Below are 17050 nucleotides of genomic sequence, written 5' to 3' on the forward strand. Positions count from 1 at the left end.
TATGATCAACGATTTAAAAGAGATTGAAAATTCAGCCCTGAATCTGAACAAAAAGGATAAAGCACGTCTGGCTGACAAATTACTGCAAAGCATTCATGGCAAAATTGATCCTGAAGTTGAGCAAGCGTGGATTGATGAAGTCCAAAAGAGAAAAGAGTCACTTAAATTGGGAAAAGCTTCCCTTCATTCTGCATCGAATGTCTTAAATGAAGCAAGAAAACGTCTTCAAAAGTGACTATTAGATTTCATTCGGAAGCCCGAAAAGAATTTTTTAAAACGGCTGAATATTACGAAGAACAGGTAGTTGGCCTTGGTGATAATTTTGTTGATGAAGTAGAAAAAGTGTTGGATGTCATTGAACAACAACCAGCATCGGGGACTAAAATCACGAATTCTGAAAGAAGATTCTTGGTTTCTCGCTTTCCTTATGGAATAATTTATTCTGTTGAAGTTAGTCAAATTGTAATTTTCGCAGTGATGGATTTAAGACGAAAACCAGGTTACTGGAAATCCCGAACATAAACTGTGGGTATAACCAGTGGTTCAAGCACACGAATTTGCGGTTCGGGGCTTTGGAAAGTTGGTAGTCTCGCTGCTTAGCTGCCAGGTCATTAAATAAACTTTACTCAATTTTAAATTTAAGTAAAAAAGGGAATGATCAATGTTTGCAGAGCAATCAGATTATTCCTTTTGAGATGTACAACAAATCCTGTCTTATCTTCATTAAAAGAATCTCATCCATAACCTCGAAAAGAGATTTTAGCGGCTTTTCTTAAACCCAATATTGGCACCTATAAAATTCCTGTAAAACAATCCTGCCAAAGGGCTTAAAATTTCGTTATTTTCCATGCTCAATTTTATTTGAATAAAACAATGCCAGATTTAGTAAAAGTTGCAAAGTTTGGCGGCACCAGTATGGCAGATCTTACAGCCATGAAACGGTGTGCGTCAATCGTATCGTCAGATCCGGACAAAAAAATTATTGTGGTTAGCGCCACGTCGGGGACAACGAATCTTCTCACGGAGTTAACCATTGAAAAATCGGTTGATGCCCGGAGCAAGATTGTCTCCGATATCAGGAAAAAACATCTCTCCATTTGTGCAGATTTGGGAAATCCTGACTCGCTTGTAGAAGATGTGGAATCCCTGGCAGAGGACCTGGAGTCAATTACTTCGCGCAAACAAATTATGACTCCAATGCTGCGCGACGAGATTCTCTCCTTTGGTGAGCGTTTGTCGTCTAAAATCTTTACCGAGGTTTTGAAGAAGGAATCCGGAAGTAATGTAAAATGGTTTGATGCGAGAAAAGTGATCAAAACAGATAATCACTTTGGAAGTGCGGAACCGGATATCCCGGAAATTGCAAAAGCCTCATCAGCGACGTTGCAATCTGTTTTAGTGGATGCCCGCGTTGTAACACAAGGCTTTATAGGATCGGAGCCAAATGGACATACAACCACACTTGGCCGTGGTGGAAGTGATTATTCTGCCGCACTTTTTGCTGAGGCTATAGATTCAGACGTTCTTGAAATTTGGACCGATGTAACAGCTATCTATACAACCGATCCCCGGATTGTTTCTGATGCGAGGCCCATAACAGAGATTAGTTTTGATGAAGCGGCCGAGCTCTCCGTTTTTGGTGCAAAAGTATTGCATCCGGCCACGATGGTTCCGGCTATCCGAAAAAATATTCGGGTTTATGTAGGATCCAGTATCCACCCCGAAAAACCGGGTACGTGGATTGTCCGGGATACGAAAGACAAACCGGTCATCAGGGCTATTAGCCTTCGCCGAAATCAGACTCTTTTGAAAGTCCACAGCCTTGATATGCTTCACCGTTATGGTTTTCTTGCAAAACTGTTTCAGGTTCTGGCTGAGCACAAAATTAGTGTGGACCTGGTAACCACAAGTGAGGTTAGTGTAGCACTTACTCTCGATACAGATGTAAATAAACCGGATCACCCGGTGATGGACACGGAAGTTCTGGAGCAACTACAAGAGTTTAGCGAAGTAGAAATTGTGAAGGATCTATCATTGATTGCACTTGTAGGTAATAACCTGGATGCAACGGCTGGTCTCAGCGGTCCGGTTTTTGGATCTCTTCAGGAAACAAACATTCATTTGATATGCCACGGTGCCAGTTCTCATAATCTCTGCTTTTTGGTTGCAGAAGATGAGGCCGAAGACGTTGTACGCATATTACATAAACGATTTATAAAATAATGACCCAATCAAACCAAAATAGAAAATATGCCGTTATTGGCACCGGTAAAACAGGCGGTACTGTAGCTGAACAGCTTGGAACATCAGCTATTCCTTTTGATGAATTCAATAAACCCACACCTGAAAAATTAAAAGGAGCAGACTGTGCCATTATTTTTGTGCCTGGTGCAGCAGCGGATGAGATTATTGAGATCTTGCTTGAAACCGATATTCCTGCAATTTGGGGAACCACAGGATACCAATGGCCTGAAGAACTTCCTGAACAGGTAAAGGACGCTGGAAATCGCTGGATTATTGGCTCAAATTTTAGTTTGGGAATGAACCTGGTTCGGAAATCACTCGATATTTTGGGAAAGGGATCAGAATTCCTGGATAAGCCGAAGTTTCATATTCACGAAATCCACCACGTTCACAAACAGGATGCTCCCAGTGGCACAGCATTATCATGGAGAGATTGGCTCGGAAAGGATGCGTCAATCTCATCAGACCGCCAGGGGGATGTTAAGGGGGTTCATGAATTACACTTAAAAACGCAGGGTGAATCGATCTATTTAAAACATGAAGCTCACGACCGGTCTATTTTTGCAGAAGGTGCTATTTGGACGGCAAATTATATACTTGATCATCCGGAGATAGAACCGGGTGTGTATCCGTTTTCAGAACTTTTTGATCGTGCATATAAAGAACTGTTATGACTGATATTCAACTTTGGACAGCACTTATCACTCCCATGAATCATGATGGGAGTATTCATTTTAAAAATCTGGAGGATATAATTTCCCGACAGGAGGAAGCCGGAAACGGAATTCTTGTTCTTGGGAGTACGGGTGAAGGCCTGGCACTTTCGGATGATGAAAAGAAAGAGATTGTTGATTTTGTATCCAACCGTAACAATACAGTACCAATTATGGTGGGGGTTGGCGGATTTAATCTTAAAACCCAAACAGACTGGATTTCATACTGTAATGGGAAAGATATTGAATCTTTTCTGCTGGTAAATCCACTTTATTCCAAACCGGGATTGAAAGGACAAATTCACTGGTTCAAGACTCTGATGGATACAGCAGATAAACCGTGTATGATTTATAATATTCCTTCGAGGACCGGAGTGAAATTGTACCCGGAAGTATTGCAAGAGCTTAAACACCATTCAAATCTGTGGGCGGTAAAAGAAGCCAGCGGAAGTATTGCCGAGTTCCAGGAGTTTAGAAAAGCTGTGCCTTCAATTCCTCTTTTTAGTGGCGATGACGGACTTATGCCATTTTTTGCAACAGCAGGCGGAAGCGGACTTGTGTCGGTTGCATCAAATATTTGGCCAAAAGAGACGAAACTCTATGTTGAGAAATGTTTGAAAGGTCAAACCGCTTCACTCTTCCCGATCTGGACGGATGCTGTGAAAGCCCTGTTCTCGGCGTCTAATCCTATTCCGTTGAAAGTATTGATGAAAGAAAAAGGATTTATAGAAACATCGGTTCTGCGTTCTCCGCTAACGGATGAAGAGCTGTCATCGACCAAGCATCTGCGTGCTTCTGATGAAGCGATTACTAACTGGTATCAACTGAATAAATGAAATAGAAATCAACCTGTCAGAGTCCGATAGGTCCTGACAGAGTTGATTGGCAGACTCTGGCAGGAACCGAAAATTCGCCGGCACTCTGCCAGGTCTTTCACAGTATTAACAAATAAATTTTAAACTAAGAAACACCGTATGAGCTGGGAAAAAATATTAGATCAACTGGAAGAAGGAACCGTTCGCGCTGCCAATCCCGCAGCCGATGGATGGGAAGCGAATGTAGAAGTGAAAGAGGCGATTCTTGAAGCATTTAAAGCCGGTAAAAATGTAAACTACGGGGGAATCTACGATGGATTTGTTGATAAAGAGAATCTGCCGCCCCGAATATTTAATGCCGAAGATGGCGTTCGCCTGGTTCCCGGCGGGTCATCCGTTCGCAGAGGAGCGTTTGTTGCGGAAGGTGTGATTATTATGCCGCCTGCGTATGTAAACATCGGTGCATATGTAGATTCCGGTTCTATGATTGACAGCCATGCGCTGGTAGGATCATGTGCACAGATCGGGAAAAATGTACATTTGTCAGCCGGAGTGCAGATCGGCGGTGTTTTAGAACCGGTTGGTTTGAGTCCTGTTGTGATTGAAGATGATTGCTTTATCGGGGCCGGATCGGTAATTGTAGAGGGAGTTCTTGTGAAGAAAGGGGCCGTTATTGCGCCGGGCGTAACCCTCTCAAAATCCGTTCCTGTGTACGACAGCGTGAACGAAACTGTTCTTGGAAAAGGAGCAGCTATTCCCGAAGGTGCAGTGGTTGTGCCGGGTAGCCGACCCATTAATACAGATTGGGGAATTGAAACCAAATTATCTGTTTCTTGCCCCATTATTATTAAGTACAGAGATGAGGGCAGCGATGCCTCCTTAGTGCTCGAAGATGCCCTTCGATAAAAAAAATCTGTAAGGGATCGTAAAATTTTGGTTCTTACAAGTAGAACAATAACAAAAATAAAAAACTACTTATTATGAGTTCATTAAATAAAGCAATGATAATTGGCAGGCTTGGAGCCGATCCCGAAGTACGTTATACACAGTCGAATACGGCAGTTGCAACGTTAAGTGTTGCTACGACCGAACGTTACAAAGACCGAAACGGTGAGCAGCAGGAAAGTACTGAATGGCACAGAATTGTAGCATGGGGACGTCTTGCAGAAATATGCCAGGAGTATCTTAAAAAAGGGTCGTTAGCCTATTTCGAAGGCCCGATTCAAACACGCCAGTGGGAAGACAAAGAAGGTCAGAAAAAATACACAACCGAGATTAAAGCACTGAACATGCAGATGCTCGACAGCCGTGGAGATAAAATGGGTGGAGGCGGAGCACCTGCAAAGCCAAAAAATAGTTCGCCAACCGCAGAAATCGATGATTCATTCGATGATATGGATGACGATCTCCCATTTTAAAACAGAAGTTTTGTACATTTACAGGTGGCGATGGCTTTCATCGTCACCTTTTTTTATTCATATTTAACAGACTTTAAATAAGTCTGATATATTTCAACACCATGGATTGTTTGGGGCAGATTGCTCCGCTGTGCTTAATATTTTGTCAGTTTGAGTGTGCTCGAGGCATTCCTTTTGAGACAGCGAATATGCAGGATGAATGAAGTCGCAAATAAATATGATATGTAGGTAACGATTTTTAACAAGCTTTATCTTTCAACCAACAAAATTATTATTGGAATCTTTAGACGAACCTCCGAGTCATAATTTCAGGTTTTTTCTCGTGCTCTCCGCTGCATTTTTGATCGCCGCTGAACAGGTTGGAACGCTGCAGTTTGGTGAAATAGCTATGGAAGTGGGAGTCATGATTGTTGGCTTATTTTTAAGCGCATTGTATTCAGGCTCAGAAGTGGCTTTCTTTTCGTTGGTAAATCAGTTGGAAGATCTTCACGATTCTGGATTGCATTCAAACACCGATAGCCGGATTCTGACTATGCTAAATAAGCCGCGCCGGTTGTTGGCCACCATCTTGATAGGTAATACATTTGCCAATATTGTAAGTTCTGTATTGGCGGCAGTTTTGGCAGGAAAAATTGCTGTTGCATATGATCTTTCAACATTTGTGATCTATACGATCCAGATTTTTGTGCTCACATTTATGATTTTGATTTTGAGCGAAATCACTCCTAAGGTCATTGCCATTAATAATCCGTTGAGGGTTTCCCGGAATATGAGTGGCTTTATTTATTTCAATTTTATCCTGTTTACTCCCATTTCTAAATTAATAGCAAACAGTACGTTAAGTCTCGAAAAAAATCTCCCCAAACCTGATAACAGAATGACCGCACAAGACCTGAAAACTATGGCGGAGATGGGTGAGAAGGAGGGATCTCTCAAAGGGGATGAACGAGAGATTATTGAGAATGTAATTGAGTTTGGTAATACAACTGTTCGCGAAATTATGACCTCACGAGTGAATATTGTGGCTGTAAATGTGGAATTGACTTTGCCGGAGGTGATTACCCTGATCCAGGAAAAGGGACTTTCCAGGATGCCACTTTATGAAAATGATCTTGATACCATTCTCGGTGTGATCTACTCAAAAGATGTATTGCCATACATCAATACAAATTTGGAAAAAAGTGGAATCAACTGGAAGACAATTGCACGAAAAGCCCTCTTTATTCCCGCTACCAAAAAACTGGATGATCTGCTGCGGGATTTTCAGCATGAAAAAACGCACATCGCCATCGTTGTGGATGAATATGGCGGAACCGAAGGTATCGTTACGCTCGATGATATTCTTGAAGAGATTGTAGGAGATATCGGAGATGAATATGATGAGGAGGAAGAGAAGCTTTACACGAAGTTTAAAAACGGAATCTATATTTTTGATGCAAAGGTAGACCTGGATGACCTTGACGAAATTCTTGGAACTTCCATCTCTGCAGATGACGATGAATTTGAAACACTCGGAGGGCTGGTATATCACCTTACAGAGCGAATTCCAAACGTAGGAGAACGCGTAACTTATAAAAATCTTGAGTTAACCGTCCATTCTGTAAAAAACAATCGTGTACGAAAATTGAGAGTGAAGCCGCCGACATCCGTCAGAAATCAAAAGACTTAATTCACCACTTTGAACAGAGATATTCCGGAAATTAAAACAAACGTCGATCTATCACCTTATAATACCCTTTCCATTTCTGCAGTAGCAACAGAGTTTGTGGATATTACCTCGAAGAATCAACTTCAGGAACTATATAAGAGTGGTTTTTTTGAGGATAAACAACCGTTTGTTCTCGGCGGTGGCAGTAATATTCTATTTCTTGATGATCCCTCTCAACCAATAATGAAAATTTCGATCCGGGGAAAAGAGATTCTCGGGGAGGGTTCTGAATTTGTAAAGATAAATGTTGGAGCCGGTGAGAACTGGCATGAGTTTGTTACATGGGCGGTGGAAAATAATTATGGAGGAACTGAAAACCTTGCGCTTATTCCCGGTACCGTTGGAGCTGCACCCATTCAGAATATTGGTGCTTACGGCGTGGAGTTGGAAAATGTGTTCGATTCACTGGAACTGTTTGATATGCAAGAGGGTAGTTTCAAGACATTTTATAAGCACGATTGCAAATTCGGATATCGTGATAGTGTATTTAAACAAGATTTAAAGGGTAAAATCGTGGTTACCGGTGTAACACTGCGTCTATCAACAAAAAATCATACCATTGAAGATAGTTACAACTCACTTCAATCCTGTTTATCTGATAAGAAGATTTCCAATCCATCTATCCGGGATATTTATGATACGGTTATTGAAATACGGAGATCGAAGCTTCCCGATCCAAATTTAATTGGTAATGCGGGCAGTTTTTTTAAAAACCCGATTATGAATGCAAAAGACTTTAAGGTACTTCAGGAGAGGTACGAGGAGATACCGTTTTACAAGCTCAATCACAATCAGGTTAAAATTCCGGCAGCATGGCTTATTGAAAAAACCGGGTGGAAAGGAAAGCGAATTGGTGATGTTGGAACCTATAAAAATCAGGCACTTGTCATTGTAAATCATGGGAGTGCAAGCGGTTCAGAAATCTTCAAATTTTCCAAAATGATATGTGAATCGGTACAAGAAAAGTTCGGTATTGAATTAGTACCTGAAGTAAATGTTGTAGAGTAACTATGCCTGAGAAAGAAACCATTGTGATAAATGACGATCTTTTTCTGAATACTGTATCCTGTCCGTTGAAGTTTACCCACATTACAAACAACTGCCTGAATCGGGATTCTTCAAAACTATATTTTCGGCAGCGAAATAAGTTGCATATAAGGGATGCAATTGCCAACCGGTTTGAAAATAACAGGCAAACCTCAAACTCCACGAAAGATGCTGCCAATGAGACGAAAACCTGGCTGAAGAGAGATCATGTATCGATCTGTGGTGCAGTTATCCAGCATAATTTATTGTTAACCAGAATTCCAATCCTGGTGAAAGAGGATGAAAAGCTGACAATTATCCAGGTTCATGGAAAATTGCGGAAACGATCTGAAGGAGATGAGATAAAACCGGGTATCAAAAAAAGAAGTATTATTCGATACCTTTTGAAAGCAGCATATCGGCTGGAGGTGTTGAGAAGAAACTTCCCTGAAAGTGAGATTGATATTCATTTCTATTTTCCGGATAAGCATTTCAAATCTTCTGCAGGGAACCTTCACCTGTTCGATCAGCCATCACTTTCTGGTTCTGAAAGAATAGAAAAGCAGCTTAATGAGCTTTTTAGAAAAGTTCGGGCCACAGATGCTGTGAAACATGTGAGTGAACAGATCCCCTCAGAACAGTCCTATCAAATATTCCATGGTAAATCGGTATCAGAAGCAATTCAAAAAATAGAATTGCTAAGGGAAGATTCCACAGAACAACCAAAAATTGATCGGCACAGGAGCTGCAAATATTGTGATTTTAGATTGCCGGGAGATAAGGGTGCTGAAGGATGCTGGAGTCAGTTTTTTCCGACAGAAAATATTCAACATCCTGAAAAACATATTTTTGAACTTATTGGACAGGGTAACAGAGCAGAATCAGAAAATGGTACGTATTACCAGGAGGAGGCAGAATTTTCCAGAAGTTTTGACTCCCTGAAGGATTTGACAGATAAGAATACTCCCACAATCACTATTTTAAATCGCAGAAATTTGCAGATTCTAAAAGCCAGAGATCGGGAGATTCCAAGTTTATGGTTAAAGCAGAGAATAAAATTAATAGACGATCTGGCATATCCTTTACATTTCCTGGACTTTGAAGCAGCTACATATGCTCTGCCCATGAAAAAAGAAACGCGACCTTACACACCGGCGTATTTTCAGTTTTCATGCCATACACTTCGGGAAAACGGGGAGTTGATTCATACAGAGTGGTTGGATATGCAAGCGTGGGATACCCACCCACATGCAGAATTTGTTCAACAGCTGGGAAAGGTTCCCGGCATCTGTGAAGGAACAATTATGCAGTATTCACCCTTTGAAAAGCAGGGCGTTAATCGGTTGATAGCGGATTTAGGGCGGGAGGATATCAGGTACCAGGATGAACTGGAAATTCTTGAGAAAATCCGACGACCCAAGCCGCAGAAGTATGAGCATCGGTTTTTTGATGTGAGCAGAATTATTCGAGATTATTATTTCAATGAATATTTAAATGACAGTCTTGGTTTGAAACAGGTGTTAAAAAGTATACTTCAGTGGGAACAAGCTTCGGAATTAACTGATTTCTTAGATGATACGATGAATGAAATTTTATACGGCGAGACAAGAGATCAGCACAAAAAAAATTTAGATCCATATAAAAATTATCAGAACTCAAATTTTTCAATTAATGATGGATCAGATGCAATGAATGCCTGGCTTTCATTCAAAAACGGCTTAATGTCGGAGGATGAGAAAGAAGTTTTACCGGGAATTCTAAAAAAATATTGTACTCTTGATTCCTATGCACTCTTCGTAATTTTCAAACATATCAAACAGTTTACAAAAGTAATGGGTGATGAAGATTATATCCTGTTTCAATAGAAATAGTCGTTATAATTGCAGGAAACTCTTACCTTTTAATCAAAATTTAATTTATTGGATATGCGTACAGTTCTGTCCTATCTGCTGATATTTTTTTCAATATTTATATTCACAAATTCCTGTACAGTTCAAAAAAGTCCTGTAAGTGGAAATAAGCGGGCCTATGCTTATACATGGGAGGAAGAAATTCAAATTGGACAAGATGTTGATAAACAGATTATCGCCCAATATGGTCTCTACCAGGACGATGAACTGAGCCAATACGTGGAGAGCCTCAGCCAGGATATTCTGGCAAACAGCCACATGAGGCGTGAAGATACCCCCGCCAAATACAGAGATACGGAATTTACATTCAGAGTTTTGGACAGCCCGGTTGTGAATGCTTTTGCGCTGCCCGGTGGATATGTATATGTAACCCGCGGTTTGATGGCGCACCTTGAAAATGAGGCCCAGTTTTCTGTGGTAATCGGGCACGAGATTGGCCATGTAGCAGCAAGGCACGCCTCACAAAGAGGACTCACACAGACAATTGGACAGGTGGTTGCCGTAGGCGGAGCTATTTTGGGCCAGGAGTTCTTAGGGTTATCCGGAGAAAATCTATTGGCCTTGAGCAGTCAGGCTGCCCAGTTATTGTATTTGAGCTATAGCCGAGATAACGAACGGGAATCGGATGAACTGGGTGTTGAGTATGCAGCCAAAACCGGGTATGCTGCTGCCGAAGGGGCGGAATTTTTTACCAGTTTGAAACGAATATCTGAAAACGCAAACCAATCGCTGCCTACATTTCTCTCCTCGCATCCCGATCCCGGAGAACGGGAAAAAACGATTCCGCGAAAAGCCCAAAACTGGGCAGAGCAGGGATACGAGCAAACCATTTATGATGCTGAAGAATACATGAACTATATTGACGGAATTATTTATGGAAATAACCCGCGGCATGGATTTACCGAAGACGGTCTGTTTTACCACCCGGATTTAGAGTTTCAATTTCCTGTTCCCGAAAACTGGCAGGTGATTAACCAGGCTCAGCAGGTAGCATTGGTGAGTCCCGAGCAGAATGCGGTGATGATTTTTCAAATTGATTCTGAGGCTTCCAATCCGCAAAAGTCTGTTCAGAATTTTTTGTCTTCAAATGAACTCCAGGCAGAGTCACAGCAATCCACAAGAAGCAGCGGACGATGGGATGCTTATGCAGCTACAACTACAGCACAAGGCGAACAACAAGATTTGGGTGTTCACGTGTATGCTGTAGAGTATGAGGGCAATATTTATAGATTTATTAATTACTCCTCAGTGGATCAATATTCAACTTTTGAACCTGATTTTAAAGAAACAACCACTGAGTTTGATCGCCTTACAGATCAGCAAATTTTAAATATCAATCCTGTGCGGCTTAAGATCATTTCTGTAGACAGGAGAACACGATTTAGAGACCTTCTTCCAGGCTCTTTACCTATGGATATTCAACCCGAAGAGATTGCCATTCTGAACCAGGTTCAACTGGACGAGATGATTGAAGCCGGCACAACCATTAAAATTCCAATTCAATAATTTTTCAATGATAGACAGATATTCCCGAGAAGAAATGGCCAACATTTGGACGGAACAAAACCAATTCCAGGCATGGCTGGATGTAGAACTTGCCGCCTGCTGGGCGTGGAGTAAGATGGGAAAAATTCCCTCCAAAGATGTTGACAAACTTTACGAGAAAGCAACGTTCGAAGTCGACAGAATCAAAGAAATTGAGAAGGAAACCCGGCACGATGTTGTCGCTTTCACTCGAACAGTTTCAGAATCACTCGGGGATGAGAAGAAATGGGTTCATTACGGACTGACATCAACGGATGTTGTAGATACAGCCAACGGGTATCGGCTCAAACAGGCTAATGAGATATTAAAGAAAGGACTGGACCGGTTTTGTAAAGCTCTTGCTGAAAAAGCAGAAGAACATAAATTAACGGTGATGATGGGCCGAACTCACGGCGTTCACGCTGAACCCACAACATTTGGCTTGAAATGTGCCTTATGGTATGCAGAAATGCAGCGAAATGTTGAGCGGTTTGAACGAGCCGCGAAAGATGTAGAGTTTGGAAAATTATCCGGCGCGGTTGGAACCTTTGCCCACATACCTCCAAAAGTGGAAGCACTGACATGTGAACGACTTGGAATTCAACCGGCGCCTGTATCAACCCAAACTTTGCAGAGAGATAGGCATGCCTACTACCTGGCAACTCTGGCTGTGATCGGATCAACCCTTGAAAAGATAGCTGTTGAGATTCGTCATCTGCAGCGAACAGAACTCAGAGAGGCTGAAGAGTTTTTCAGCAAGGGACAGAAAGGATCATCGGCCATGCCGCATAAACGGAACCCAATCAGTTCTGAAAATATTTCCGGTTGTTCGAGAGTGCTTCGGGGTTATATGATGTCATCCTACGAAAATATTCCGCTTTGGCATGAGAGAGATATTTCTCACTCTTCTGTAGAACGAATTATTCTTCCGGATGCAACTATTTTGCTGGACTACATGCTTCACCGCTTCTCAGGTGTGATTGAAAAGCTGATGGTATACCCCGATAACATGAAAGAAAACATGCAGAAAACACATGGCCTGGTATTCTCTCAAAGACTGCTTTTAATGTTGGTTGAGAAAGGACTTTCACGGGAACACGCATACGATACCGTTCAGCCGCTGGCAATGAAAGCGTGGGAAGAAAAACGAGCATTTCGTGAACTGGTTGAAGCTGATTCTACCATTCGGGAAAATCTCTCCTCAGAAGAAATTGACGATGCGTTCGATCTCAACTATCACACAAAAAGAGTGGACGAAATTTTTGAAAGAGCTGGTTTGTGATAGCCACGAAAAAAGAAAAACACGAAAAGTACGAAGTGAGAGTCATTCTGAACTTGATTCAGAATCTCCTTTTCTAATTTAAGTTTGGAGATGCTGAATCGAGTTCAGCATGACCTTAAAATGTGTTTTCGTTCTTTTATGGTAGAAAAATTATTCCTTTTTCTCTTTCATTGATTTAATCTTATCGCCGCTCTCTTGTCGTTTTTTGCAAGCTTCGCGGTCTTTGCACCGCCCAAATAGGTGTAGGGTGTGCCCCTCAACTTCAAAGTCATGGATTTTTTCCATCAGGTTTTGAATCTCAAGAATCCGGGGGTCGCAAAATTCAATCACCACACCGCACTCTTTACAAATTATATGATCGTGCTGCTGATAGGCATAAGATCGTTCGTAGTAGTATTGATTTTTTCCAAACTGTTGCCGCTGTACGAGTCCGCACTCAATAAGGAGGTCAAGCGTATTATAAACTGTGGCACGTGATACTCGTGTACCGGCATTCTTCATATTGAAGAAAATATCATCGGCATCGAAATGTCCGTCTGAGCGATAAATCTCCTCCAAAACCATAAACCGTTCTGGTGTTTGTCGTTGATTTCGTTCCTTTAGATAGGTTCTGAAAATCTGTTTGACCAATTGTATGGTTTCTTCTTGTGCGTGGTGTGCCATGAAATACGATATTAAAATGAAACTTTAGAAACCGAACGAAATTACTTGAATGTTCTTACAAAAAAAATTACTTACGTTTACAACAGTATATTAAAAAACCTCGAAAATTTTATCTTATTTAAAATCTACCATATAAACGAATCTGAATAATATGCCTACACTCGTTGCTTTTGAGACTTTGACTGATCTGTTTTTAAATCTCACAAAAAAATACGAAAATTCTGATAAAACGGCTTTTGCTTATAAACCATCTCCAAATGAAGAATATAAAACAGTAACATGGGATACAGTAAAGCAAGATGTAACGGCAGTTGCAAGTTATCTGCTGGACAAAGGAGTTGAAAAAGATGAGAGGGTGGCCATCCTCAGTGAAAACAGGTACGAGTGGATGGTGGTAGATTTGGCAATTCAGATGATTGGTGCTATCAATGTATCCCTGTATACAACTCTTCCTCCAAATCAGTGCGAATTTATTTTAAAAGATTCGGAGGCAAAAATATTCTTCGTTTCAACAGGTATTCAACTAAAAAAGGCAGTAAAGGTTTTTGATAATTGCCCCGATTTGGAATCAATTATTGCGTTTGACGAGCCAAAAGTAAAGAAATACCTCGCGGGCAATCATGTAAAATTGTTTGATACCATTTGTGCAGCGGGCATGAAAGCAGAAACAAAAGTTCAGGATAAACTGAAAAAACGGGTAAAAAGTGTAAAACCTGAGGATGTTGCAACCCTGATCTATACCTCTGGTACAACCGGCCAGCCGAAAGGAGCTATGCTTACCCATCGCAATATAGTCAGCAATGTAAAATCCGCTCACGAAGCTATCAATATTAACGACAGTGATCGATGCCTTTCATTTTTACCGCTTTGCCACTCCTTTGAACGAACCGCCGGTTACTATGCAATGATTGCAGGCGGTGCCGAAATCTACTATGCCGAAAGTGTGGATACAGTTGCCCGGAATATGACGGAGGTTCACCCCACAATTGTAGTTAGTGTACCGAGGTTGTTTGAGAAAATTTATAACCTGGTGAACAAAAATGTGAAAGAGGGCAGTGCCATCCAGCAATCGATCTTTTCATGGGCAATGAATGTTGGCGAAAAATACTGGGATGGCAAACGTGGGTTAACAACGATCCAGAAGAAAATTGCCGATAAACTTGTATTCGATAAACTGAAAGAACGCACTGGTGGACGAATCCGGTTTTTTGTGTCGGGAGGGGCAGCGCTTCCGTCTGAAATAGGTATTTTCTTTATGGCTGCAGGCCTGAACATTATTGAAGGATATGGGTTAACAGAAACCTCGCCTGTAATGTGTTGTAATCCATATGGAGATGAAGTAATTGGTACAGTAGGGCAGGTTATTAATGGAGTTACAGTTGGAATTCAAAGCCTGGAAGACAACCGGATTCTTGCCCAGGTGAGTGGTGAAGATTATCCGACAGATATAACCTCTGAGGCCGGCGAAATTTTAAATCGGGGACCGAATACCATGAAAGGTTACTGGAAAAACGAGGAAGCTACACGGGAGATGATTGATGACGACGGCTGGCTGCATACCGGTGATGTGGGACGGTTTGTAGATGGACGGCTCAAAATTACAGACAGGATTAAACATATGATTGTAAATGCCGGAGGAAAGAATATCTATCCCGGGCCGATAGAAGATATGTTTAAAACCAGTCCCGTGGATCGATCAGTTAGTTGTGGTTGGTGAGAAAAAAGCGTTTATGGCGGCTCTCATTGTTCCTGATTTTGAAGCACTTGAGAAACACGCCAAACAGGAAAATGTTGAATACTCTGAAATTGAAGAACTTCTGCAAAAAGAGTCTATTCAAAATATTTACAACAAAGAGATCCGGGAGTTCTCAAAAAAGCTGGCCTCGCATGAGAAAATCCGGGATTTCCGATTGGTTCCAAATGAATTTACAGTTGAAACCGGAGAACTTACCCCCACACTTAAAGTGAAGCGGCGTATTATTGAAGACAAATACGGCCACCTGATTGAGGATATTTTTGCTGAGGATGTTTAACACTAAAAAAAATCCCTCCTTGAGGAGGGTGGGCAAATTCTGGGCTTTTCAGAATTTGGACGGGAGGTGTTACTTCAATTCATGAGAACACCCTTCTGAATTTTTAAATACCTTGTTGAAAAACTTTGTCTCTCCCTCAAGGGGAGAATTTAGCTCTACTCTTTCCGTGCTTTCCTCGCATCCACAAAAGATTTGATTCCCGCAATCAAGAAGATGATGCAAATGACAGCCATAATGGACTGGCTTACTGCGGCAGCCATTCGTTCCGGCATGGTTCCTGAAATAGCTCCGATCAAAGTTATTAATCCGCTAAAGGAACCTCCCAAGCCCAGGAGTGCTAATAATAAAGCGGCGTGCATTGTATGTTTTCGCATCGACTCACTGCTATTGCCCCAGAAGCCAAGTCCGGCGAATACAATTCCAAAAAAAGCGGGGATCAATGCCGTAATGCTGACAAAATCGGTGAGGATATAGGAAAGAATTCCCAGCAGTATTAGCAAAATTCCAATGTTGATAGACATTTTCGGTATGCTCATAATTTTATAAAATTTGTTGATGGATTGTTGATAGTATTTGTTGAATCCGCCGCCTGTTTACACCTAAATCACTTTCACCGATTCGGCTTGAACTTTTTACGTATAAAATACTGCCACCCGTTTCATCCGCTTTGATAATGATTCTCAAATCATCTTTAAATCCAAATACAGGAATTCGAAATACAGCATCTATTTGAAGAGATTTTGAATCGGCGTCCATTCTGTATGGTGATATGTTACGCATCACGGAATGAACAAGCTCAAATAACCCTGTTGCTTCCTTATCGATCTTTACGGCGTGATAGGTGCAATTTGGCGAATCGGGACATTCTTTAAAGGGCGAATTCTCAACGGCTTGGTTAAAATCGTCCGGCGTTGAACCATAAAAGTAGGTGATGATGGATCGTATCAAAGAAAAACCAGTTAGTTATCTAAAGATAAATTAAATGTTCAATTCACTGATTCACAAAACTCCAAACAATCCTCAAGCGTTTCGGCTATTTGTAAAATATTTCTGTTTTCCGGATTGATAAATCCGGTATCCACGGCATGGTCAATCATCTTAATAAGCGAATTGAAGTAACCGTTAAAGTTGTAAACCACAACCGGTTTATCAATAAGTCCAATTTGATTCCATGTGATAATTTCAAACAGCTCTTCGAGGGTTCCGAAACCACCCGGAAGTGCAAGAAATGCATCGGCACGGTCGGCCATAATTGATTTACGCTGATGCATTCCATCTACGGTAATGAGTTTGGAAATTCCCTGGTGAGCAATCTCATCTTTGAATAAATTTTTCGGAATTACACCAACCACTTCACCGCCGTTTTGCATCACCGAATCAGCCAGTACCCCCATAATGCCACGGGAAGCTCCTCCGTAAACAAGGTTATGACCTTTCTGGCACATCAGCTCTCCTAATAAAATAGCTTGTTCTTCAATCGCTTTGTTATTACCCGTCGAGGAACCGCAGTAAACGCAAATATTCATATTTTGAAAAAGTATTCGTCAGATCGAGCGCAGCGAAGCGTAGACGAGATCTCATGTGGTACCAAGAACTTCTCGACTTCACTCCGTTGCGCTCGAAGTGACGTTCTGAACTTTAATTTAGAGAATAGTGTCTTGTCAATGCTGGAATGACAGATCATCATAGACTTCCGAAGTCTCCCGAACCGTTG

Annotated in this window: 18 protein-coding genes; 14 read left to right on the forward strand and 4 right to left on the reverse strand. The window is 41.4% G+C overall.

From position 1 onward, the window contains the following. The 12 genes from U5K72_04460 to purB all read left to right on the forward strand — a co-directional run. On the forward strand, nucleotides 1–235 hold a 235-nt coding region (locus U5K72_04460), incomplete at its 5' end, for an addiction module protein (GenBank protein MDZ7718059.1). Further along, entirely contained in the window at nucleotides 232–522 is a 291-nt protein-coding gene (locus U5K72_04465; protein MDZ7718060.1) for a type II toxin-antitoxin system RelE/ParE family toxin, read from the forward strand. The genes U5K72_04460 and U5K72_04465, both read left to right, overlap by 4 nt. A gap of 351 nt (nucleotides 523–873) precedes the next feature. Then, nucleotides 874–2223 (forward strand): lysine-sensitive aspartokinase 3, encoded by a 1350-nt coding sequence (lysC, locus tag U5K72_04470; protein ID MDZ7718061.1) that lies wholly within the window; start codon nucleotides 874–876, stop codon nucleotides 2221–2223. Further along, a complete protein-coding gene (locus tag U5K72_04475; protein ID MDZ7718062.1) occupies nucleotides 2223–2918 on the forward strand; it encodes a dihydrodipicolinate reductase C-terminal domain-containing protein in 696 nt (231 codons plus the stop codon). Before lysC ends, U5K72_04475 begins: the two co-directional genes overlap by 1 nt. Continuing rightward, nucleotides 2915–3793 (forward strand): 4-hydroxy-tetrahydrodipicolinate synthase, encoded by an 879-nt coding sequence (gene dapA / locus U5K72_04480; GenBank protein ID MDZ7718063.1) that lies wholly within the window; start codon nucleotides 2915–2917, stop codon nucleotides 3791–3793. Before U5K72_04475 ends, dapA begins: the two co-directional genes overlap by 4 nt. Nucleotides 3794–3931: 138 nt before the next feature. Then, a complete protein-coding gene (locus U5K72_04485) occupies nucleotides 3932–4678 on the forward strand; it encodes a 2,3,4,5-tetrahydropyridine-2,6-dicarboxylate N-succinyltransferase (protein ID MDZ7718064.1) in 747 nt (248 codons plus the stop codon). 74 nt (nucleotides 4679–4752) lie between these two features. Beyond that, nucleotides 4753–5190 (forward strand): single-stranded DNA-binding protein, encoded by a 438-nt coding sequence (locus tag U5K72_04490; GenBank protein MDZ7718065.1) that lies wholly within the window; start codon nucleotides 4753–4755, stop codon nucleotides 5188–5190. Between the two features lie 274 nt (nucleotides 5191–5464). Beyond that, a complete protein-coding gene (locus U5K72_04495) occupies nucleotides 5465–6859 on the forward strand; it encodes a hemolysin family protein (protein MDZ7718066.1) in 1395 nt (464 codons plus the stop codon). Between the two features lie 9 nt (nucleotides 6860–6868). Then, nucleotides 6869–7906 (forward strand): UDP-N-acetylmuramate dehydrogenase, encoded by a 1038-nt coding sequence (gene murB, locus U5K72_04500; protein ID MDZ7718067.1) that lies wholly within the window; start codon nucleotides 6869–6871, stop codon nucleotides 7904–7906. 2 nt (nucleotides 7907–7908) lie between these two features. Then, nucleotides 7909–9789: a DUF2779 domain-containing protein gene (locus tag U5K72_04505; protein ID MDZ7718068.1), complete on the forward strand. Its 1881-nt coding sequence runs from the start codon at nucleotides 7909–7911 to the stop codon at nucleotides 9787–9789. A gap of 60 nt (nucleotides 9790–9849) precedes the next feature. Continuing rightward, on the forward strand, nucleotides 9850–11340 hold the full coding sequence (locus U5K72_04510) for a M48 family metalloprotease (GenBank protein MDZ7718069.1): 1491 nt from the start codon (nucleotides 9850–9852) through the stop codon (nucleotides 11338–11340). A 7-nt stretch (nucleotides 11341–11347) separates the two neighbouring features. Next, entirely contained in the window at nucleotides 11348–12640 is a 1293-nt protein-coding gene (gene purB, locus U5K72_04515; protein MDZ7718070.1) for an adenylosuccinate lyase, read from the forward strand. Between the two features lie 150 nt (nucleotides 12641–12790). Here the strand turns inward: purB and U5K72_04520 are convergent, their stop codons facing one another. Next, nucleotides 12791–13303: a Fur family transcriptional regulator gene (locus tag U5K72_04520; protein MDZ7718071.1), complete on the reverse strand. Its 513-nt coding sequence runs from the start codon at nucleotides 13301–13303 to the stop codon at nucleotides 12791–12793. Between the two features lie 151 nt (nucleotides 13304–13454). Between U5K72_04520 and U5K72_04525 the strand changes: the two genes are divergently transcribed. Together U5K72_04525 and U5K72_04530 are read left to right on the forward strand one after the other, a co-directional pair. Next, nucleotides 13455–15020: a long-chain fatty acid--CoA ligase gene (locus tag U5K72_04525; protein MDZ7718072.1), complete on the forward strand. Its 1566-nt coding sequence runs from the start codon at nucleotides 13455–13457 to the stop codon at nucleotides 15018–15020. Between the two features lie 13 nt (nucleotides 15021–15033). Next, nucleotides 15034–15336, forward strand: coding sequence for a hypothetical protein (locus U5K72_04530; protein ID MDZ7718073.1), 303 nt, complete (start codon nucleotides 15034–15036; stop codon nucleotides 15334–15336). 155 nt (nucleotides 15337–15491) lie between these two features. Here U5K72_04530 and U5K72_04535 read toward each other — a convergent pair whose 3' ends face one another. From U5K72_04535 to U5K72_04545, 3 genes are read right to left on the reverse strand one after another with little or no spacing between them, the layout of a single operon-like run. Next, the gene (locus U5K72_04535) at nucleotides 15492–15872 is read right to left on the reverse strand and encodes a hypothetical protein (protein ID MDZ7718074.1); all 381 of its coding nucleotides are present in this window, start codon (nucleotides 15870–15872) and stop codon (nucleotides 15492–15494) included. Between the two features lie 4 nt (nucleotides 15873–15876). Next, the gene (locus tag U5K72_04540) at nucleotides 15877–16284 is read right to left on the reverse strand and encodes a DUF1499 domain-containing protein (GenBank protein ID MDZ7718075.1); all 408 of its coding nucleotides are present in this window, start codon (nucleotides 16282–16284) and stop codon (nucleotides 15877–15879) included. Nucleotides 16285–16322: 38 nt separating this feature from the next. After that, a complete protein-coding gene (locus tag U5K72_04545; GenBank protein ID MDZ7718076.1) occupies nucleotides 16323–16862 on the reverse strand; it encodes a TIGR00730 family Rossman fold protein in 540 nt (179 codons plus the stop codon). Between the last annotated feature and the right edge of the window lie 188 nt (nucleotides 16863–17050).

This window comes from Balneolaceae bacterium (assembly GCA_034521495.1).
Classification (GTDB): domain Bacteria; phylum Bacteroidota; class Rhodothermia; order Balneolales; family Balneolaceae; genus Rhodohalobacter.